Here is a 21288-nt window from a genome sequence, read left to right as displayed (position 1 = left end):
GAGACCTCCCATGCCGATCAAGTTCGACTTCGGCAAGTACGCGTCCACCTACAGCGGTCGGCCGGAGTACGTCACCACCGTGATCGACGCGGTGGTCCGGGTGGCCGGTGTCGGCTTCGGGGACATCGCGTGCGACATCGGCGCCGGCTCCGGGCACCTCACCCAGCCCTTGCTGGACCGCGGCCTGCTGGTGGACGCGGTCGAGCCGAACGACGCCATGCGCGTGCTCGGCCAGCGCCGCACGGCCGACTACAGCTCGGTGAGCTGGCACACCGGCGTCGGCGAGGACACCGGACGGCCGGCCGGGCGGTACGCGCTGGTCAGCTACGGCGGCTCGTTCGACCACACCGACCGCGGGGTCGCGCTGCGCGAGGCGGCCCGGCTGCTGCGCGCCGGCGGCCACTTCGTGTGCCTGTGGAACCACCGCGAGCTGGACGACCCGCTCCAGGCGCGGATCGAGGAGCTGATCAAGTCGCACGTGCCGGACTTCCGGTACGGCGTGCGGCGGTCCGAGCAGGGCACGGTGATCGAGGAGAGCGGGCTGTTCGAGGGGCCCGTGCGGATCTCCGGCCGGACCGTCTACGACCTCGACGCCGAGGCGTGGTGCGACCTGTGGCGCTCGCACTGGACGCTCGGCGAGCAGGCGGGCGGCCGCTTCGAGACCGTGCTGCGGGAGATCCGCGAGCTGGTGCGGACCGAAGCGGGCGCGCGGGTCTCCGTGCCGTACGAGACCGTCGCGTGGGTCGCGCGCCGTCGGGGGGAGGACCGCCCGTGACCCGCGTCCGCCTGGGTACCAAGGCCGAGTCGCTCGTGCGCCTGACGCCGCTGGTCACCCGCGCCGACGTGCCGCCCCTGGCGTGCTTCCCGCTGCGCCGCCGGCAGGCCGAGCGGGAACGCGTGCTCGACGACGTGCTGCGGCGCCCGTGGGCGCGCGGTCCGTTGATGGCGCGCAGCAGCGCCGGGACCGAGGACTCGGCGCACGGCTCGCAGGCCGGGCGGTTCCGGACGCTGCCCGGCCTGCACACCCGCGCGCAGCTCGCCGACGGCGTCGACCGCGTCTTCGCCTCCTACGACGGCGAGCGGCCCGACGACCAGGTACTGGTGCAGCCGCAGGTGCGCGACGGGGTGCTCAGCGGCGTGGCGTGCGGGCGGGACCCGAGCGGGGGAGCGCCGTACCTGGTGGTCGACTGGGTCGAGGGCGCGGGGGCGGACGCGGTGACCGCGGGCCGGGTCGGCGGGGTGAACACCTGGTACGGCACCGACCGGGGCCCGGACGCGCCGCTGCCGGGCGTGACCGCGCTGCTGTGCGAGCCGGCGGATTTGACCGGCGTGGACGGCCTGGAGGTCGAGTTCGCCGTCCGGTCCTCGGGCGCGCTGGTGCTGCTCCAGGTCCGCCCGCTCGTCGTGGCCGCCGCGCCCGTGCCCGCCGCGGCGCACCGCCGGGTGCTGGAGCGCGTGTCCGCGGTGATCGGCAGCCGGTCGTCGGCGAGAGGGCCGGTGGTCGGCAAGCGCACCGTGTTCGGCGTGATGCCCGACTGGAACCCGGCGGAGATCATCGGCCTGCGACCGCGGCCGTTGGCGTCGTCGCTGTACCGACGGCTGATCACCGACGACGTGTACGCCCGCGCCCGCCGCCGGTACGGCTACCGCGACCTGAGCGGGGTGCCGCTGCTGGTGGACTTCGCGGGCCTGCCGTACGTCGACGTGCGGGTGAGCCTGAACTCGTTGCTGCCGCAGGGGTTGCCGGACGACCTGGCGGCGCACCTGGTGGACCACTGGCTCGAACGGCTCGTCGACCGGCCCCACCTGCACGACAAGGTCGAGTCGGAGGTCGTGGTCTCGAACCTGGGCCTGCGGCCGGACCGGGTGGACGCGGTGGCCGAGGCCGGGCTGACCACGCGCGAGCACCGGGCGTTCCGCGAGGCGCTGCGCGAGCTCACCGACCGGATGGTGTCCGGTCCGCTGTGGGAGCGCAACCTCGCGTCCCTGCGGCTGCTCGACCCCCGACCGGGGTGCGGCCACCACGAGCCCGGGTGCTGCGCGCCGGGCATCGCCGCGATGCTCGACACCTGCGTGGCGCACGGGACGCCGCCGTTCGCCGGGCTGGCGCGGGCGGCGTTCGTGGCCACCGAGCTGCTGGGCGACCTGGTCGCGACGGGCGTGTTCAGCGAGGACGAGCGGGCCGCGTTCGTCGCGGGGCTCGGCCTGGTCGCGGGCGAGTTGAAGAGCGACTTCGCCTCGATGGGGAAGACCGCGTTCCTCAAGCGTTACGGGCACCTGCGGCCGGGCGCCTACGACATCCTGTCGCCGCGCTACGACGAGGAACCCGACCGCTACTTCGACTGGTCGGCGCCCCGGCCGCCGGTCGCCGGAGCCGGCGGGTTCCGGCCGGGCCCCGGCCAGGTGCGCGCCATCGACCGGCTCATCCGCCAGGCCGGCTTCACGTTCGACGCGCACCGGCTGCCGGCGCTCGTCGGCGCGGCCATCCGCGGCCGGGAGCGGGCCAAGTTCGAGTTCACCGCCGTGCTCAGCGACGTGCTGGTCGGCGTGCGCGAGTTCGGTTCGCGGCACGGGTTCTCGGCCGACGACATGTCCTACGTGGACGTGGAGGAGATCGGCTCGAACTCGCTGGAGCACGCCGTGGAACGCGGACGCGCCGCGCACGCGGTCAGCCGCGGTGTCGTCCCGCCGCCGCTGATCACCGGCCCGGACGACGTGTGGGGCTTCCGGGTGCCCGCCACCCGGCCGAACTTCGTCACGCGCGGCCGGGTGGTGGCGCGGGTGGCGGACGTCGACGCCGGCGACGAGCCGAAGGGCGCCATCGCGCTGGTGGCGGGCGCCGACCCCGGCTACGACTGGCTGTTCTCCCGCGGCGTCGCGGGCCTGGTGACCGCGTTCGGCGGGGTCAACTCGCACATGGCGATCCGCGCGCTGGAACTGGGGGTGCCCGCGGTCATCGGGGTGGGGGAGTCGCAGTTCCGGGCGTGGCTCGGCGCGGCGGCGCTGGAGGTCGACGCGGGTGCGGGACACGTGGGGGTGGTGACGTGAAGGCGGTCGGGATCACGCAGCGGGCCGTGCAGGACGAGCACGGCGAGGAGGGTGACGCGCTGGACGTGCGGTGGGTGGAGTTCCTCGCCGTGTGCGGCGTGGTCGCGGTGCCGCTGCCGAACTCCGCGCCGCACGCCGTGCGCGCGGCGCGGGAGCTGGGGCTCGCCGGGCTGGTGCTCACCGGCGGCGGCGACCTCGTCCCGTACGGGGGGACCGCGCCGCGGCGGGACGAGACCGAGCGGCGGCTGCTGCGGTGGGCGTTGACCGGCGACGTGCCGGTGCTCGGCGTGTGCCGGGGGATGCAGGCGATCCTCAACCACTTCGGCACGTCGCTGCGACCCGTCGCCGGGCACGTCGGCGTGCGCCACGAGGTGGACTTCCGCTCCGGCGGGCGGCGCGAGGTCAACAGCTTCCACCGCTTCGGCGCGGACGCGGTGGCCGACCCGCTGGTGGTCGAGGCGGTGTGCGGACCGGTCGTGGAGTCGGTGCGGCACCGGGACGCGCGACTGGTCGGCGTGATGTGGCACCCGGAGCGGGAGCCGGAGTACGCGCCGGAGGACGTGGCCCTCGTGCGCGGGCTGCTGGAGGTGTCGTGAAGGCGCTCGTGCCGGCCGCCGGCCGCGGGTCCCGGCTCGGCGACGCCACCGACGACCGGCCGAAGTGCCTCGTCGAGGTCGAGGGGTCCTCGTTGCTGCACCGGCGAGTCCGCGCCCCGCGGGCCTGCGCCGACGAGATCGGCGTGGTCACGGGCCGGCGGGCGGAGGCCTTCGACGGCCACGACCTGACCCGGTTCCACAACCCGTGCTGGTCCTCGACGACCATGGTCGAGTCGCTCGCCGCCGCCGCCGAGTGGCTGACCCGCGAACCGGTGGTCGTGAGCTACGGCGACATCGTGTACTCGGCCGAGTCGGTGCGCCGGCTCGCGACCGCGGGCGGCGACGTGGCCGTGGTGTACGACCCGGACTGGGAACCGCTGTGGCGCGGCAGGTTCGCCGACCCGCTCGCGGACGCGGAGACGTTCCGGCTCGACGGCGACCGGGTCGTCGAGATCGGCGGACGCGCGAACACCACCGCCGAGGTGCAGGGCCAGTACACCGGACTGCTCCGCTTCACGCCGCACGGGTGGTCCGCCGCGTCCGCGGCGCACGTGCCGGGGCTCGACCTGACCGGCCGGCTCGTGCGCGAGCTGACCGTGACCGCCGTGCCGGCGGCGGGGCCGTGGTTCGAGTTCGACCACCCCTCGGACGTCGCCGCCGGGCGCGACGTCCTCAAGGCGCTGGACGAGGGGACGTGATGGCGGGCGTCGTGTGGATCACCGGGCTGTCCGGCGTCGGCAAGACCACCACCGCCGAGCTGGTGCGGCAGCGGCTGGTGCGCGCCGGGCGGCCGCCCGTGCTGCTCGACGGCGACCGCGTCCGGCACGCGCTGGCCTCCGGGCCGGGCTTCGAGCCGGCCGAACGCCGCCGGCTCGCGATGGTCTACGCGCGGCCGGCCGCCGAGATCGCCTCGCAGGGCCACCTGGTGGTGTGCGCGACGGTGTCGCTGTTCCACGCCGTGCACGAGTGGAACCGCGAGCACCTGCCCGGCTACCTGGAGGTGTGGCTGCGCGCGTCGCCGGAGGCGCTGCGCGGGCGTTCGGAGGTCTACCGCCGGACCGGAGTCGTCGGCGTGGACATCGCCGCCGAGTTCCCGCGGTCGCCGCACCTGGCCGTCGACACCACGACCACCCGACCGGACGACGTGGCAGACCGCGTCCTCGCACTCGTGGAAAGGACAGGCACCTGATCGCGCCGGGCACCCGGGACTTCGGGACCAGGGTGGACGAGCGGACGTCGACGGCGCTGCCGGACCGGTTCGTCGAACGCGGCGAGCGCTGGGTCGACACGGCGAACGCGGAAGTCGGGCGGTGACCGAGGCATTGCGGGCCCGATCACCTCGACCGCCGATGCGGTTCGCACCTTCGGCCACCCTCGTCCCACCGCACGACCGCGGCTTCGCGGCGGACACCGCCCGCGGGCGCTCGTGCCGATATGATCACCGTCCGGCTCGTGCCCCGAACGAAACTTCGGGCCCGTGCCGAACGACACCGGCGGCGGAGGTGGGGTCGATGGGGAGGCGCGGCTGGGTGTTCGCGGTCGTCCTCACCGCGGTGGCCGCCGCCTACTTCGCCCCGCTCGGCGACTGGGTGGCCGAGAACCCGCTGCCCGGCCAGACGTGGATGAAGCAGAACACCGGCCTGGCGCTGAGCGTCTTCGCCCTGGTCACCCTGGTGGCGGGCGGCCTCGCGTGGCAACGACGGGAACGCGCCCCGGACGCGGTGGCCGACCAGGCGTTCGACCCGCGCGCCGACGGCCACCTCGACGACCTGCGGCGGCGGATGAAGGTCGTCTGGATCGACGAGTTCCTGGCGCGGTCGCTGGAGCGGATCGTGCCCGCGAAGCTCGGTTTCGCCGAGCGCCGCGACGCGATCACCGGCCCGTTGCGCGTGGTCGGAACCCCGACCCTGACCGGCATCGTGGAGATCTTCGCCGACGAGAGGACCGCGCGCAGGCTCGTCGTGCTGGGCGCGCCGGGCGCCGGCAAGACCACCCAGCTGCTGCGGCTCGCCGAACACCTGCTGGCGGATCCCGACGGCCCGGTGCCGATCGTGGTGTCGCTGTCGGGCAGCAGCTGGAAGGTGGATCCGTACAAGCTGGCCGGCCTGCACCGGGCGCTGCTGCGGCCCAGGTCCGCCGAGGACGGCGAGGAGGAGAGCGCCGAGGACCTCGCGATGCGGCAGCAACGCCTGACCGAGGCCAAGCAGGCGCAGCTCGAGCTCGCCGTCGACACGGCCGTGGAGTGGCTCGCGTGGGAGATCGGCCGGCTGTACCAGGTGCCGCCGAAGCGGGTGCGGCGCTGGCTGCGCGCGGACCGCAGCCCGGTCGTGCTGCTGCTGGACGGGCTCGACGAGATCCGCGACCTGGACGACCGCAGGCGGTGCGTGGAGGTGCTGTCGTTGCTGCGTTCCCGGCTCAACGCGGGCATGGTGGTGTGCAGCCGGGTCGACGAGTACTTCGAGTCGGGCAGGCGGCTCGAGTTCGGCGTCGCGGTGCAGATCGAGCCGTTGCGGCCGCTCGACGTCGACGACTACCTGCGCGAGGCGGGGCCCGAGCTGGCCTCGTTGCGCGCGGCGTGCGACCGCAACCCGGAGCTGGTGCGGCTGCTCGACACCCCGCTGACGCTGACCGTGGCCGTGCTGACCTACCGGGGCAGGCACGTCGACGACGCGCTGGTCCGCGAGCTGATCGACAACGACCTCGACCGGCTGTGGTCGGCCTACCTGACCGAAGCCCTGCCCCGACAACGAGGTCTCACCAGCACCGCTTCGTACGGCGACGGGCAGTCGTTGCACCACATGCGCGGGCTGGCGGTGCTGATGGAGTCGGCCGGGCGCGACACGTTCACGGTCGACGGGCTGAACCTGTCCTGGCTGAGCCGGCCCGAGCGGTCGGCGGGCGCAGAACTCACCCGGGCCTACCTGGCGGCGGCGGTGGGCTGCGCCGCGGCCGTGATCGGCCACGCCGCGATCACCGCAGGTGCGGTGGCCGGCGTGGTGAGCGCCGGCGTGCTGTCGGCGACCGCGCTGGTGTACTGGCGATCCGCGGGCAAGGTGCCGGAGGCCGGCGAGTCCCGGCTCGTCCGCGCCCGGTTCGTGTCCGCGCACTGGCGGCTGGACTGGCGCGGGGCGCAGGGTTCGTTCCTGCGGGTGCTCCTGACGGGTGTGGCGATCGGCGTGGCCATCGGCACCGTGGGCGGCAACCTCGGCTGGATGGACGGTTTCCACGGCCTCCTGCTGGGCCTGATCCCGGGCCTCACCGCCGGGCTCGCCGCGGGCGTGCTGACGCTGCCGGACCAGGCGGTCGCCCGCACCACCCCGCACGGTCGCCGGGCCTCGGCCGCTCGCCGCACGCTGGTCGTGCGGCTTGGCACGGGCGCGGCGGCACTGCTGGTGCTGGGATCGGCGCACGTCCTCAGCGGCTCGGTCGCCGAACCACTGCGCCCCGCGCTGCTGCACGCGACGATCGCCGGCATCACGGGCATCTGGCTGGTCGGGTTCGCCGTGTCGATGCACGGCTGGTGGAGCCACCGCGCGGCGTTGCGCCTGGTGGTGCGGGCCGGGATGCTGCCGCGCGACGTCGAGGCGTTCCTGGCGCACACCGAGGAGCGGATCATCACCCGCCGCAGGCTCGACGGTCACGCCTTCCTGCACCGCACGCTGCAAAGCCACTTGGCGGCGGCGGCCGTCAACCCCGGTCCGACGCGCGCCCAGCCCGGCACGCCCGACGCGCCGCCGGCCGCTCATCCGGGCTGAGCGGGGTTCACCCCGGCGCGGAACAGGGCTCCGGCTCCCGCCGTGGTTGGACGGGGTATCGGGCCACACCCCGGTGGGCGGCGACGCCGTTCGCCAGTGGGCCAGGGCGAAGCGGCGGGAGGTGGTCCGCGTGCTCGGTGAGCGCACAACCTGTTCGGCCCAACGATTTCGGCCCGGCCACCGGCATCGGCGCCGATGACCTCGCGGCCAAGCCCGTCGCGGGGGAGTGCGCCGGTCCCTGATCCCGGGCAGTTGGAACCGGTAGCGGTAGACGGGGTGTGCCCGGCGACGCGCGGTCGTGGTCACGCCGGCGAGTCCGGTCGGCGCCGAGCGGTGGGCGGTGGTCGTCGGCGGCCACGAAGAGGTGAGCGGACATGCGGCTGGCCGCCGACGTGCAACGCGGCCTGCACCGGTTCGCCAAGCGCTGGTACCGGCCCAGGGCGCTGCGGGTGTTCCGGGACCAGACCAGCCTGGGCGCCAACCCCGACCTGTGGCGGACCATCGAGAACGCGCTGGACTCGTCGCGGTACTTCATCCTCATGGCCTCCCCGCGGGCCGCCGCGTCGGTCTGGGTGGGGCGGGAGGTCGAGCACTGGCTGACCAACCGGGAGCGCGAGACGTTCCAGCGCCACCAACGACGTCTCCCGGTGCGGCGGGACCCTGGCCACCGGCGGGCAGGACGGCACGGTCCGGCTGTGGGACGTCAGCGGCCGGCTGCGGGCGAACCAGCCGATGACCGGGCACGTCGGCCCGGTGTACGCCGCCGCGTTCAGCCCGGACGGCCGGACCCTGGCCACGGGCGGCGACTACGGGTGGAACCCCGAGCAGGCCCGCAACCAGTTCTCCTGCGGTCAGGACGGCTGGCGCCTGTGCCTGGCCGGCGCGGGCGAGGACCACTCGGTGCGGGAGTGGACCTCGGCTACACCGGCGACATCGCGAAGACCCTGTGCGACACCACCCGGCGCCCGCTGACCCGGGAGGAGTGGCAGCGCTACGTGCCGGAAGTGCCCTACCAGGAGGTCTGCGGCTGAACGGTCACCGCCGCGTCCTCCGGTGCCCGCGCATCGACGACCGGCACGGCGTCGTGCCCCGCCGCTACCGCTCGGACCGGCCGCCGACCGTCCGGTCCAGGAAGGCCTGGATCCGGCCGTCGGTCGCGGCCGTCGTCCACAGCTCCAGGGTGGCCGCGTCGGTGGCCCGGTCGAGCCGCTCGTTCACCTCGTGCCGCACCTGGGCCTTGGTGTGCCGGAAGACGTCCGCCGGGATGTCGCGCGCCAGTGCCGCGGCGGCGGCCGAGGCGCGGTCCAGCAGCAGGTCCGGGTCGCACAGCTCGGTCACCAGGCCCAGGGCCAGCGCCGCCTCCGGCCCGTGGTTGACGCCGGCGAAGACGGCCCGGTGCGCGGCCACCGGCCCGATCGCGAACCGCACGATCTCCAGCGCCGACTGGGGGAACGGCACGCCGACCCGCAGTTCCGGCAGCCCGATGGTCCCGCCGGCCATGATCCGGTGGTCGGCGGCGGCGGCGAGCACGCAGCCACCGGCGATCGCGTGCCCGTCGACCGCGGCCACCACCGGCTTGCCGACGTCGAAGACGGCCCGGAAGGCGGCGTTGAGCGCGGGCAGGAACTCGGCCGCGTACGCGGCCCCGCCGTCGACCACGCGCTTGAGGTCGACACCGGCGGAGAACACCCGCCCGGTCCCGGTCACCACCACGGCCCGGACGGCGTCCCGGTCGTCGAGGTCGCGCATCGTCCGCGTGATCGCCCGGCACAGCTCCAGGTCCAGGGCGTTGACCTTGCCGTGGACCAGCCGCACGACCCCGATGCCGTCCACGACGTCGACCTCGATCACCACATTCCCCTTCCCGGAGGATCCGACGCCGAACCGCCGTGGTCGCGGCGGGCGGCGAGCACGAGCAGCGGCGGGCGCCGCAGGTGCTCGGCCAGCCGGGGGTGCTCGGCGAGCGCGGCGTCGTCCGGCACCGGTTCGTCGATGCCCGTCAGCTCCAGGCCCGCGGCGAGCAGCGCGCCGACCAGCGTGGTCAGCCGCCGGTGGTGCTTGCGCACGCCCTCGATGATCCAGCGCTGGGTCCGCGGCCCTTCCCGCGCGTAGTCGTCGACCGGCCACACGGTGCCGTGCTCGGTCCGCAACCACCCGGTCATGGGGTCGGCGGCCGTGCAGACGGGGTGTTCGACCGAGAAGACGAACCGCCCGCCGGGCCGCAGCCACCGGGCGACGCGCCCGACCAGGCCGGGGTAGTCGGCGACGTAGTGCAGGGCGAGGCTGCTGACGACCAGGTCGGCCGAGCACGCGGGCAGCGCGAGCTCGTCCAGGTCGGCGCGCAGGAGGCGGACCCGCGGGTGCGGGGTGGCCAGCGCCAGCATCCGCCGGGACGAGTCCACCGCCAGGACGTCGGCCGCCCCGGCGTCGGCCAGCCGGCGGGCCAGGGCGCCGGTTCCGCAGCCCAGGTCGACGATCGAGGCGCCCGCCACGGGAGGGAGCACGCGGTCCAGGGCGGGGATCTCGACGACGTCGTTGATCGCGGCGGCCGAGTCGCGCAGCAGGCGGTACCCCGCGAAGAACCGGTCGTCGTCGTAGAGGTCGCGTCCGGCCGTGCTCACAGGTACTTCCTCAGGTCGTCCACGTCGACCAGCGGCAGGCCCCAGCGCAGCGCGGCGACCTCCAGGTCCGCGGCCTTCGCCATGGTCCCGTCGGGGTTCATGACCTCGCAGCACACCCCCACCGGTGGCAGCCCGGCCGCGACGCACAGGGCGACGGTGGCCTCGGTGTGACCGCCGCGTTCGGCGAGCCCTCCCGGACGTGCGGCGAGCGGGAAGACGTGGCCCGGCCGGACGAAGTCGCCCGGCACGGCGTGCGGGCTGGCGAGGCGGCGCACGGTCGCCGCGCGTTCGGCGGCGGACACGCCGGTGCCGGTCCCGGCGGCCAGGTCCACCGGGACGTGCTGGCGGGTGCCGTGCCGGTCGCCCGGACCGGGGATGGGACCGATCTCCAGCCGCTCCAGGACCTCGGGCGCGCACGGCACGGTCGAGTGACCGCAGGCCTGGGTGAGCAGGAAGACGAACGCCTCCGGGCGCAGGTGCGCACCCGCGAACACCACGTCCCCCTCACCCTCCAGGTCCGGTTCCCACACCACCACCGCCCCGCCGGCGGCGAGCTGCGCGAGGGCCTCCTGCACGCCCCGCGCGCCCGAGCGGCGCCCCGACCACGGCAGCGCCGCGACCGCCTCGGTCACCGCACGTCCCGGATCGGCCGGCCAGCGCTGCGCCAGGCGGGTGACCAGGTCTGGCTCCAGGTTCACGCGATCACCGGCCGACAGGTCGGCGAGCGTGGTGTTGCGCAACGTCACCGGGAGCAGCGCCACGGAGAACCGGTCGCGCGCCACCTCGGCGACGGTCAGGCTGACGCCGTCCACCGCGATCTGCCCCTTCGGGACGACCAACGGGAGGAACCGCTCCGGCGGCTTGATCCACAACCGCCTGGAGGTCGTCTCCTCGTCGACCCGGACGACCTTGCCCACGGCGTCCACGTTGCCCTGCACCAGGTGACCGCCCACCCGGTCGCCGAGCACCAGCGGCGACTCCACGTTGACCCGCGTGCCGGGCCGGATCCCGTCGAGCGTCGACCTGCGCCGGGTCTCCGGCGACAGCACCGCGGCCAGCACGTCCGGCGCCCCTTCGGCCTGGTCGATGGTGAGCCCGACGCCGTTCAGGCAGATCGAGCCCGGCGCGGTGGTGGCGGTCCTGGGCGCGTTGACCTCGATGCGGCCCCGGTCGACGGACGCCACCGTGCCGACCTCGTGGATGTGTCCGGTGAACATGCGATTCGCCTCTCGACAGCGGGAGGTGGCACCTCCGCGCGCGGAACCAGGGGCCTGGACGCAGGCCCGAGAGGGAGCGGGGTCTCACCGCGTGGCCTCGGAGTCGCACCGAGTCGTCCCGCCGCGACGGGCGGAACTGGTGGGCTGTCACCACCACACCTTGGAATCGCACCAAGACCCTGTATACCATCGCGCACCCGCCAAGATCAACGCACGTGCGAGGGGCTCACGCGCTGATCCGGCGTCCGACGCGCTCGGCCGCCTCGCGCCGCCGGATGTGCGACATGATGAAGCCGTGGACCTCTCCGCCGGTTGTGCCCGCTGCTACTCCGAGCAGGACTTGTCCGTCCTGCTCGGAGGCGGCGCCGACGCCGTGCCGGACAGGCTGGTCAAGTCGATCGCGGCCGACTCCCACGACCACTGGTCCAGCGGGCAATGGCAGTCCTTGTACCGGCGGTTCGCACTCCGCCTCATCTTCCTGGTGCGCGCCAAGGAGGTTGATCCGGGTCTGGCGTTGCGGGCCTTCGGTCCGTCTTACGCCGACCTGGCGAGCTGGCCCGACGAGGAACGCCGTGCCATCGAGGACGCGTTGGTCGCCGCACTGCTGGACGCGTTGGAGCGCTGGCCCACCGACGATCTTGTGGACCTGCTGGGCGGACTCGCGTGCGCGTACGACGACTTGCGGCCGTGGCTGGCGCGCCTCGACACCGCCGGCGGCCCGAACGCGCAGGGCGGTGTCGTCCGGCTCGCGTGCCAGTGGGCGACGGAGCTGCTCTGGGGCGAGGACGCCTGGTTCACGTGGTGGCACACCGAGGACCCCGCGACTCCGGTACGCGAATGGACGCTGCGCGCGAAGACCAGGGTCGAGCACTTCAGCCGGGCGCACCCGGAGTGCAAGACAGCACGGGACGCCCTGATCGCGTACGACTGCCTCGATCGCGGGGAGGACGGCCCCTGGTGGTACCCCGGCCGCGGCTGGGACCAATGGCAGCGGTGGGGCCTGCCCGGACACTACGGCTGGCTCCGGTCCAGCGACCACGACCGCTGACCGGTACCACGAACATGTCCGATGGTGACGCGTCACCGACCACCCGCTCGCGGCCCTCCACGGCCACGAGTGCTCGACAAGTGAAGAGACCATCGGCTCGCCGGTGAACCCCGTCGCCGTGCCGCGACACCCCACGCCGTCCCGCAACCCGAGGAGCCTTGATGACCCGCACCGTGCTCGTCCTCGGCGGTGGCACCGCCGGCAACGCCCTGACCGTCCTGCTGCGCCGCGCCGGGCACGCCGTCGACCTCGTGGAGGCCAAGCCCGACTGGAACGCCACCGCCGGGTCCGGCATCACCGTGCAGGGCAACGCGCTGCACGTGCTGCGCGAGGTCGGCGTCATCGACCAAGTGCTGCGCCACGGGTTCCCGTTCGACGAGCTGAGCCTCTTGTCCCCGTCCGGCGCGGTGCTGGCCGTGCACCCCGGCGGCCGGATCGGCGGTGACGACCTGCCCGCCACCGTGGGCATGCAACGACCCAGGCTCCAGCAGATCCTCATCGACGCCGTGCGCGCGTCCGGCGCGTCGGTCCGGCTGGGCGTCACCGCCACCGCCTTGGACCAGGACCGCGGGGACGTCACGTTCTCCGACGGCACGAGCGGGCGGTACGACCTGGTCGTCGGCGCGGACGGCCTCAACTCCGCCACCCGCCGGCTGATCGGCGTCGAGGACCGGCCGGCGCCCACCGGCATGGCCATCTGGCGCGCCGCCGTGCCGCGCCCGACCGGCCTGGACCACACCCGGATGATCTACGGCGGGCCGTGCTTCATCGCCGGCTGCTGCCCGACCGGCCCGGACACCGCCTACGCCTACCTGGTGGAGCGCAACCGCGACCGCGGCGCGATCGACCCGTCCACCTACGCCCAGGAGATGCGGCGCCTGGCACAGGGCTACGGCGGGCCGTGGCCGGAGATCCAGGCCGCGCTGACCGACCCGTCGCTGATCAACTACACCTGGTTCGACCGGCTGCTGGTGCAGGGCCCGTGGCACCGGGGCCGGGTGGTGCTCGTCGGTGACGCCGCCCACGCGTGCCCGCCGACCCTGGCTCAGGGCGCGGCGATGTCGTTGGAGGACGCGCTCGTCCTGGCCGAGCTGCTGTCCACTCGGGACAGTTGGGACGACGCGGTGCTCACCGAGTACCGCGACCGCCGCTACCCGCGCGTGCGCGAGGTCGTCGACGCGTCCGTGCAGCTCGGGCAGTGGTTGCTCGACGGCGTGCGTGACGCCGACGTGCCCGGCCTCATGGGCCGCACGATGGCGACGCTGGCCCGGCGCCCCTGACCGCCGCGACCGTCGACGCGCACGTCCGGACGAGCTGCGACCCCGTGAAACGCCTTCCCGAGCGGCGACGATAGCCGCTGCAAACGGGCGAACCGAGGCGTGGACGGAGCACATGCGGCGAGACGCGGTGATCACCGGGGTGCTCGGGCTGGTCGGGGCCGGGAACCTGGTCGCGCGGACCCCCGGTCTGTGGGCCTGGGTCCTGCTGGCGGTCGGCGGCAGCTCGGTCAGCCTGTTCCTCCTCGTCAACGGCGTCGTGGAGGACCGGAGGTCGCGAACGGCCGCGGGGCTGGACGAGTCTGCGGCGCGACTTGCCCGGTCGGTGCGCGCCCAGGTCGAGCGCGAGATGTCCGCCTACTGGCGGAGCGGGAGGGTCGACCTCGCCGAGACGTACCGCACGACCCCCGCTGGCCGGGTGATGGTGCTGGGCGGTCCCGGCGCCGGCAAGACGGTGCTCGTCCAGCAGCTGGCGCTGGACCTGCTGAGCGGGGAGCACGACCGGGTCCCGGTGGTGCTGCCGCTCGCCTCGTGGGACTCCCGCGCCGTCCACCTGGACGACTGGATGGCCGAGTACCTGGCGGAGCACCACCGTTGGCTCACGGTGGGCGTCGCGCGAGCCCTGATCGACGCGGACCGCGTGCTCCCGGTCCTCGACGGCCTCGACGAGATGACGCCCGACCGGCAGCAGCTCGCCCTGGGTGCGCTGGCGGACCCCGGGCGGAGGTTCGTGCTCACCGCCCGACCGGAGGGGTTCGTCGAGCTGCCGGCCGTGAAGGTCGTCTTCCTCAGGCCGCTGTCGGCTCGGCAGATCGCGGAGCACCTGGCGGAGGCGGGCGCGAACGAGCGGTGGTCGCCCGTCCTGGAGCACCTGTCCACCGAGCCGGACGGCGCCCTCGCGAAGGCGTTGGCCACCCCGGTGTACCTCGGTCTCGCGATCGTCGCCTACGCGGACCCCCGGTCCGATCCCGTCGAGCTGCTCGACCCGGTCCGGTTCGGTGAGCCCACCGCGATCCGGCGCTTCCTCCAGGAGTCGGGCCTGGTCCGCGTCGTCCACGTCGACCCAGGGGCCCTCATGGAGGAGCGCGCCCTGCGCGCGATCGGGCACCTCGGCTTCCTGGCGGACCACCTGCAGCGCCTGAAGACGCGTGACTTCGCCTGGTGGGAGCTGAAGCGGTCGGTGCCGTCGCCGGTCTTCGCCGCGGTGGGCCTCGTGGTCGGGTTGTCCGCCGCACTGGCCACGACCGCGGTGTACGGGGACGTCGCGGTCGCGATCCAGGCCGCGGTGGTCCTGGTGGTCACCGCGATGTTCGCGCTGGGCGGGCGGTCGGCGCGGTCGACGGACGTGGCACCCGATGACGAACTCGCCCGCGCGGCCACCCCGACCGACTCGCTGCGCGGCCGGCGTCGGCGCATGTGGGGGTGGGCGTTGGTGTCCGGTGCTTTCATCGCGGTCGTCGCCCGGCAAACCGGTGAGCCGGGTCCCGGCGCCGCGGCCGCGGGCGCGGTGGCGGCCGTGGTGGGGGCGGGCTTCTCGACCTACTTCCGCTACTCGCTCAGCCGGGTCTGGCTGGCGAGCCGGGGGAAGCTGCCGCTCGACCTGATGTCGTTCCTGGAAGCCCAGCGGGACGTGGGCCTGCTGCGCCGCTCGGGTGCGACCTTCCGGTTCTACAACCGCCCGCTCCAGGAGCACTTCGCGGACGAGTACGGCCCCGCGTCGCTGCCCCGGCAGATGGCCGACCTCGCGGCGCACGTCATGGTGTCGAGGATGCGGGAGGAACTGGTGGACCTCGCCCTGGCCAAGGCGGAGGTCCACGCGGTCGTCGAGGCGCCGCGCGTGGAGACCATGCGTCGCGAGGTCGTCGGCGAGATCCTGGGTTCCCAGACGGACCTGGTCACCGCGACCGCCGGGGAACGGGAGCGGTTCGTCGCGTCCAAGCGGCGGTTCGCCGAGCAGGTGCGGGTGCCGTTCGCCGCGCTGGGGAAGCCGTGGTACTTCGTCCTCACGTGGGTTTTCGCGACCCTGACCGCGGCGAGTGTCTTCCCGCCCGCGACGAGCACCCCCGTGTGGATCGCCATGGGCGTCGCCGTGGTGGTGCTGGACTCGTCGGCCCGGGTGTTCCTGAGCGGGCATCGGCACTACGCCCGGTTGCGCTCCCTGCTCGACGTGATGGCGGTGTCGACCGTGACGCTGGTCGCCGCCGCGGTCCTCTCACCCGTGCTGAACCCGTCGTCCACCGGCGCGACGATCGCGTTCGCAACCGCGGCGGTGGTGTGCGCGGCGTTGTGGGGGTGGGCGCGGCCCCTGAAGGCACAGGCCGTGGCGCTGGGGTCCGACGATCCCCGCGACTGGCCCACCGAGCAGCAACTCCCGCGAGCCGCCGCGGCCAGGCAGGAAGCGGCGCGCGCCCACCGCGAACTCGTCGACGCGCTGGTGGAGAAGGGCGTCCTCCCGCTCGTCGCCGCACGCGTCGAGGTGCTGGCCGAGCGGTCCTACGCGACCGCCCTGCCCGAGGCGTCCGTCGGGCGGTTGGGCGGTCTCACCGAGCGCGCCCAGTTCGTGCCCACCGACACCTCCGCCCAGCTCAACCGGATGCTCGATGCGATGTCCAGCGGCGCCATCGGGCTGAGCGGGACGCGCGGCATCGGGAAGAGCACCGTCCTGCAGATGTTCGGCGACCAGCGCTTCAGCGGGCAGCCCGGGGACCTCTCGCTCGTGGTCACCGCGCCCACCGACTACGACAGCCGCGACTTCCTCGTGCACCTGTTCACCCGGTTGTGCCTGCTGGTCGTGCCACCCGAACCGGCGAACCGGGCGGCGGTGTCCCGATTACCCCGGCTGCGGTGGGTGCTGACCGCGTCGGCGGGCGCGGGGGTCGTCGCCGGGGCGGTGTGGTGGCCGCAGCTCGTGGAGGCCGCGAAGTGGGTCGGGGGCAACGTCCGGACCGTCGTGGCGGCGGCGGGCGGGCTGGTGTCGGCCGTGCCACTGGGGGTGGGTGCGGTGGCGTTCGCCAGGCGGCGGGCGCGGTTGCGGGGGCCGGACACCGCGTTGGAGGACGAGGCCCGCAGGCACCTGCGGGGGTTGCGGTACCTGGAGACGACCACGCGGACGCGCACGGCGACGCTGAAACCGCCCGGTGGGCTGGAGGCGGGCAACGCCGTCGCCCGGCAGCGGGCCGAGCAGGTGAAGACCTACCCGGAGTTGGTCGCCGAGTTCCGGGAGTTCCTGGGGTTCGTCGGGCTGCGGTTGCGCAGCCGGGCCGACCGGGCCGACGCGCGGGTCGTCATCTGCGTCGACGAGGTGGACAAGATCGCGACGGCGGAGGCCGCCGAGCAGTTCGTCAACGACCTCAAGTCGGTGTTCGGCGTGCAGGGGGTGTTCTTCCTGGTGGCGGTGTCGCAGGACGCGCTCACGTCGTTCTCGCGCCGGGTGCTGTCGGTGCGCACGACGTTCGACTCGGCGTTCGACGACGTGATCCAGGTCAGCCGGCTGACGCTCACCCAGACGCGGCGGCTGCTCGTGCAACGGGTGCTGCGCCTGCCGGAACCGTTCGTCTGGCTGTGCTACGCGCTGTCGGGCGGGCTGCCCCGTGACCTGAACAGGATCGTGCGGCAGCTCTACGACGCCCGCACGGAGCTGGGCCCGGACCGGTTCGAGCGGCTCGCGCTGGAACTGATCCGGCAGGACGTCGACACCACGGTGCACGGCCAGGTGCAGCAGCTCGCCGGTCGCACGGACGAGAGCAGCGGCCGTTCGCTGCGGTGGCTGGCCGAGGTGGCGCGGTTGCCGCTGACGTCCGAAGCCCTGGCGGGGCACGTCGACGCCGCCCCGTCGCTGCCACCGCAGTCGGAGGACCTCTGGCAGTTGCGGGAGCAGTCGTCGGCCTACCTGCGCTACGCCGCCGTGCTGCTGCGGTCGTTCTGCGAGGCGACCGCGGCCACCGTCTCGGCGTTGCGCGACGTGCCGGACGACGACAACCCGCTCCGCCACCTCGCCGACGCCCGAACCCACCTGTCCGTCGACGCCGCGATGGCCGACGCCGCCGTGGACGCCTACCGGACCGCGGTGCCGGATAGCCCGTCAGGGGAGTGGGAACCCGAGCGGTGAGTGCGAGGACCCCTGGCCACACGCCGACCAAGGGGACGCGGCGTGGGCCGCGTCCCCTTCCGGTTCACCCCAGGGTTTTGGACATCGTGTAGAGCGTGCGGCCGACGTCGTCGAACTCCGTGACCGACCAGAGCATGCCACGATCCCGCTCCAGCGAGAGGTCTTCCGCGCCGGTCGGCGCTTCCACCACCTTGTCGTCCTGGAGCGCGCCGGTCGCCGGGTTCTCCTTCGTCCGGCGCAGGTAGCTGGGTCCGGTCTTGCCCCGCCCGGTCTGGCTGAGGTACCAGAACCGGCCGTCGTGCGCGACGCCTTGGACGTTCTGACCGGGCAGCATCAGGACTTTGCCCGGGACGGCCTGCCCCCGACGTGTCACCGGCTTGCCGTCCTCGGCCGGGTACGCGACCACCCGTCCGTTCCTGGAATCGCCATCGTTGCTTCCGCAGTACTCCCCGACAAGGATGCGGTGCGACCGTGAGGTGCGGTCGATCCCGACGTAGGAGAAGCGCGGGTCCGGATTCGCGCCCCGGCAGTAGTCGTCCGAATCGCTCGCCGTCCTGGTCTGCCACCGCCCGACCTGGGGCATCACGTAGCCGTCGGCGCCTTTGCCCCGGTAGATCTCGTTGGTGTCGAACACCCTGAGGCCTCGCTTGGTCTCCGTGACGTAGATGTAGCGGCCGTACCAGAGCACACCACCCGCGTGAACGTCGGTGACCTGGGTGTAGTCCTTGCCGTTGCGTGTCGGGACGACCAGCCGGACGTGCCGGTACTTGAGGTTCTGGTCGACGAAGGTGAGCTGCACCGCGTCCGCGCCGTGCTCGCCCTTGCGGTGGTACCAGCTGAGGATCACGGGCTCGCGTCCGCGCCAGACCCCGGCGCTCCTCGCGTCGGACACGTGCGACACGCCCTGCGGAACCCACGGCTCCCTGCTGTTCGCGTCGTTGGTGTCGAAGCAGTAGTGGGAACTGATGGCGGCTTTCTTGATCGGCCCCTTGCACCTCTCATCGCCGGATTCGAGCGTGAAGCGCCCGGGGCCGGCGAAGATCCGTTCCAGTTTGACCTCGGTCCTGGTCATCTTCGGACTCGCCACGTACCGGAGTGCGAAGGCGGCCTTGCTCTGGTCCACCGGCTGAGCCTGGGCGGGCGCGGCGAGCACCACCATCAGCGCGGCGATCCCCACCCCGTACGCCTTCCAGTGTTTCAGCATTGCTGTCTCCCCCTCTCAACGCTGTACAGCGTGGCGTGGCGAGCTGGAAGAAATCTGGGATCGTCCTTGTGCCGAGAAGCCGTGGAGTTGCCGCACCTGGGCTCGTCCGGGTGGCGTGCCGCAGAACGGGCCGGCCGAGCTCTCCTCATGTTCGGTTCGGATGGCCGGCGTGCGGGATGGGGCACAATCGAGCGATGCATGACGGTGCCCCGCCGGTCGAGGACGGCGCGGACGAGGGTCCACCCGACGACAACGGCAGGGTTGGGCAGCACGCGCGAGCGTCCTCGTCGGCCATCATCGTGCAAGCCGCTCGTGACGCGACCATCAGCCTGACGCACGATCTCGTGCTACCCGACGCGCAGGTCCGGCTGGTGCGGGCGCAGGAGGAGACCATCCAGGCGCAGCGTCAGCTCATCTCCGTGATGGAGGAGCTCAACGACGCCCGCCGGGTGATGCTGGAGAGCGCGCAGGTGGAGCACCGCGCTTCCCAGGTGATCATGGTGCTCCGAGTGGTGCTCGTCCGCTTGTCCGCGCTGATCGCGCGGCTCACCGAGGAACGCGACCGCTACCTGGCGGAGGCCGCCGGCCACCGTGCCGAGGTGGCGGCCACCCGCCGGCGACTGTCGGCGGCCGAACAGGAACGCGGGCGCGCGGAAGGGCAACTCGGCCAGGCCCAAGAGGAGCGGCGTCGCGCGACCGCGCTCGCCGAAGCCGCCCTGGCGAAGATCGTCCAGTTGGAGGGCACGCTGCGCCGCGCCGGCGCCCACGACCCAGGCGTGCCTGCCCTGGGATCGGACCCGGACATCGCGGTCCCTTCTCACGACGACGTCCTGCACGACACGGCGGTGGGCCTGGACCGGGTGCAGCGGCTCCTCGACGAACAGGAGCGGGAACTCGCGGACCTGGAGGCCGACGGTGCGCGAGCCCGTGTCGTGCCTCCACACCGCGTGCCCGACCTCGACCGGTTCCTCGACGAGCTGGGCGCGGTCCTGACCGGCTCCGCGACGCGGGTCGGGCTGTGCCACCTGGAACTCGACGCGCCGGCCGCAGGCGACGGCCTCCTCGGACGCGACCGGGGACACGGACGCGAGCTGCTGACGGTAGCGCGTGACCGTCTTGCGCGGGCGTTGCCGGAGTCGGGCTTCTTCGCCGCTCTGGGCGCCGGCTTCGTCGTCGCGGTGGTGGAGCCGGGCGCCGATGTCGAGGTGATCGCGCTGGCGCGTCGACTCCAGGCGGAGGTGGGGGCGCCGATCTCCGTCGACGGCGCCGTGCTGGTCCCGGCCGTCGCGGTCGGGATCGTCACGCGCGAGACCGCGCGGAGCACTGCCGCGGAACTGCTCCGTGACGCGAGGGTGGCCTTGGACGCGGCGAAGCGGAAGGGGGCGAACCAGTGGGTGCTGTTCGATCCCCACCGCCTCGACGGTCCGAGTCGCCTCATCACCGACGTGCTTTCGCTGTCCCCGGTCGGCATCGGCCTGTTCGACGAGGACGAGCGGCTGGTGGACGCCAACGAAGCCCTGTGCGCGCTGCTGCGGCTGGACCTGGAGCAGCTGCGCGGCGTGACCGCGGAGCAGTTGACCCATCCCGACGACGACGGTCGGTGGTTGAGCGCGGCCCGCGTGTTCGAGAGCGGTCCGCGCCCGAACCCGCGCCGGATCCTGGTGCGGTCGGACGGCGAGCCGGTGTACTGCGAGCTGCACATCAGGCCGTCGGAGGGCAGCGACGTCGCGCCGTCCTGGTTGGTCGCCTTCGAAGACGTCACCGATCGCCATCGCACCGTCGAGGTGCTGCGGTACCAGGCCACGCACGACGAGCTGACCGGGTTGCCGAACCGGGCTTTGGTCAAGGAGATGCTCGGGGAGTTGTTGGAGTCGCCGGAGCGGTCGAAGGTCGCGGTGTTGTTCTGCGACATCGACAACTTCAAGCGGGTCAACGATTCGCTGGGCCATGACGCGGGTGACGAGTTGTTGGTGGCGTTGGCGCGGCGGTTGGAGGGTGGTCTGCCCGACGGCTGCACGGCGGCTCGCCTGTCCGGTGACGAGTACGTGATCATCTGCGAGAACCTCGACCGGGTGGGCGGGGTGGACGCGCTGGCGACGAAGGTGGCGGGGTTGTTGCGCACGGCGGTGCCGGTGCACGGGCAGCTGGTCCGGGTGTCGGCGTCGATCGGGGCGGCGGTGCCGAACGGGTCGCGTGCGACGGGCAACGACCTGTTGCGCTTCGCCGATGCGGCGATGTTCGAGGCGAAGCGGTCGGGTGCGGGTCGGGTGTCGTTGGCGAGCGCGGCGTTGATCGCTTCGGCCGACCGGCAGGTGCACTTGGAGGGGCAGCTGCGGGAGGCGTTGCAGCACGACGGGTTGGCGTTGCACTTCCAGCCGGTGGTCGGGGTGGACGGCGTGGTGCAGACGGCGGAG

15 protein-coding genes are annotated in these 21288 nt (G+C 73.5%); 11 read left to right on the top strand and 4 right to left on the bottom strand.

Annotation, left to right across the window (positions count from 1 at the left end; genetic code table 11):
• Positions 1–10: 10 nt before the first annotated feature.
• The 7 genes from AB0I91_RS33330 (at position 11) to AB0I91_RS33300 (ending at position 8430) form a co-directional block, all read left to right on the top strand.
• Positions 11–775, top strand: a complete 765-nt coding sequence (locus tag AB0I91_RS33330; protein ID WP_499614615.1) for a class I SAM-dependent methyltransferase — start codon at positions 11–13, stop codon at positions 773–775.
• Positions 772–3048 (top strand): PEP-utilizing enzyme, encoded by a 2277-nt coding sequence (locus AB0I91_RS33325; RefSeq protein WP_499640527.1) that lies wholly within the window; start codon positions 772–774, stop codon positions 3046–3048. Before AB0I91_RS33330 ends, AB0I91_RS33325 begins: the two co-directional genes overlap by 4 nt.
• Complete coding sequence (locus AB0I91_RS33320) at positions 3045–3644, top strand: gamma-glutamyl-gamma-aminobutyrate hydrolase family protein (protein WP_499614621.1); 600 nt, start codon at positions 3045–3047, stop codon at positions 3642–3644. Before AB0I91_RS33325 ends, AB0I91_RS33320 begins: the two co-directional genes overlap by 4 nt.
• Positions 3641–4342 (top strand): phosphocholine cytidylyltransferase family protein, encoded by a 702-nt coding sequence (locus tag AB0I91_RS33315; protein WP_499640525.1) that lies wholly within the window; start codon positions 3641–3643, stop codon positions 4340–4342. Before AB0I91_RS33320 ends, AB0I91_RS33315 begins: the two co-directional genes overlap by 4 nt.
• Positions 4342–4833, top strand: a complete 492-nt coding sequence (locus AB0I91_RS33310; RefSeq protein WP_499640523.1) for an adenylyl-sulfate kinase — start codon at positions 4342–4344, stop codon at positions 4831–4833. Before AB0I91_RS33315 ends, AB0I91_RS33310 begins: the two co-directional genes overlap by 1 nt.
• Positions 4834–5155: 322 nt before the next feature.
• The gene (locus AB0I91_RS33305; protein WP_499640521.1) at positions 5156–7399 is read left to right on the top strand and encodes an NACHT domain-containing protein; all 2244 of its coding nucleotides are present in this window, start codon (positions 5156–5158) and stop codon (positions 7397–7399) included.
• A gap of 374 nt (positions 7400–7773) precedes the next feature.
• Entirely contained in the window at positions 7774–8430 is a 657-nt protein-coding gene (locus AB0I91_RS33300) for a TIR domain-containing protein (RefSeq protein ID WP_499640519.1), read from the top strand.
• Positions 8431–8494: 64 nt separating this feature from the next.
• Here the strand turns inward: AB0I91_RS33300 and AB0I91_RS33295 are convergent, their stop codons facing one another.
• Genes AB0I91_RS33295 through AB0I91_RS33285 form a run of 3 tightly spaced genes read right to left on the bottom strand, consistent with a single transcriptional unit; the run spans position 8495 to position 11237 of the window.
• Positions 8495–9250: an enoyl-CoA hydratase/isomerase family protein gene (locus AB0I91_RS33295; RefSeq protein ID WP_499614631.1), complete on the bottom strand. Its 756-nt coding sequence runs from the start codon at positions 9248–9250 to the stop codon at positions 8495–8497.
• A complete protein-coding gene (locus AB0I91_RS33290; RefSeq protein ID WP_499640517.1) occupies positions 9247–10020 on the bottom strand; it encodes a class I SAM-dependent methyltransferase in 774 nt (257 codons plus the stop codon). The genes AB0I91_RS33295 and AB0I91_RS33290 overlap by 4 nt, the downstream gene beginning before the upstream one ends.
• Positions 10017–11237, bottom strand: a complete 1221-nt coding sequence (locus AB0I91_RS33285; RefSeq protein ID WP_498777508.1) for a riboflavin synthase — start codon at positions 11235–11237, stop codon at positions 10017–10019. Before AB0I91_RS33285 ends, AB0I91_RS33290 begins: the two co-directional genes overlap by 4 nt.
• 295 nt (positions 11238–11532) lie before the next feature.
• On the opposite strand from AB0I91_RS33285, the gene AB0I91_RS33280 reads away from it, so the two are divergent.
• The 3 genes from AB0I91_RS33280 to AB0I91_RS33270 all read left to right on the top strand — a co-directional run bounded on the left by AB0I91_RS33280 (position 11533) and on the right by AB0I91_RS33270 (position 17670).
• Positions 11533–12285 (top strand): hypothetical protein, encoded by a 753-nt coding sequence (locus AB0I91_RS33280; RefSeq protein WP_499640515.1) that lies wholly within the window; start codon positions 11533–11535, stop codon positions 12283–12285.
• Between the two features lie 161 nt (positions 12286–12446).
• Positions 12447–13565, top strand: coding sequence for an FAD-dependent oxidoreductase (locus AB0I91_RS33275; protein WP_499640513.1), 1119 nt, complete (start codon positions 12447–12449; stop codon positions 13563–13565).
• 112 nt (positions 13566–13677) lie between these two features.
• Positions 13678–17670, top strand: a complete 3993-nt coding sequence (locus AB0I91_RS33270) for an NACHT domain-containing protein (protein ID WP_499640511.1) — start codon at positions 13678–13680, stop codon at positions 17668–17670.
• A gap of 64 nt (positions 17671–17734) precedes the next feature.
• Here AB0I91_RS33270 and AB0I91_RS33265 read toward each other — a convergent pair whose 3' ends face one another.
• Positions 17735–18847, bottom strand: coding sequence for a hypothetical protein (locus AB0I91_RS33265; RefSeq protein WP_499640509.1), 1113 nt, complete (start codon positions 18845–18847; stop codon positions 17735–17737).
• Positions 18848–19068: 221 nt separating this feature from the next.
• On the opposite strand from AB0I91_RS33265, the gene AB0I91_RS33260 reads away from it, so the two are divergent.
• Positions 19069–21288 (top strand): diguanylate cyclase domain-containing protein (locus AB0I91_RS33260; RefSeq protein WP_499640507.1); only part of this gene is annotated, 2220 nt, incomplete at its 3' end.

It is taken from the genome of Actinosynnema sp. NPDC049800, from assembly GCF_040656635.1.
In the GTDB taxonomy this organism is placed as follows: domain Bacteria; phylum Actinomycetota; class Actinomycetes; order Mycobacteriales; family Pseudonocardiaceae; genus Actinosynnema.
The sequence above is the reverse complement of the archived record's forward strand: the minus strand, read 5'-3'. Positions and strand labels throughout refer to the sequence as shown.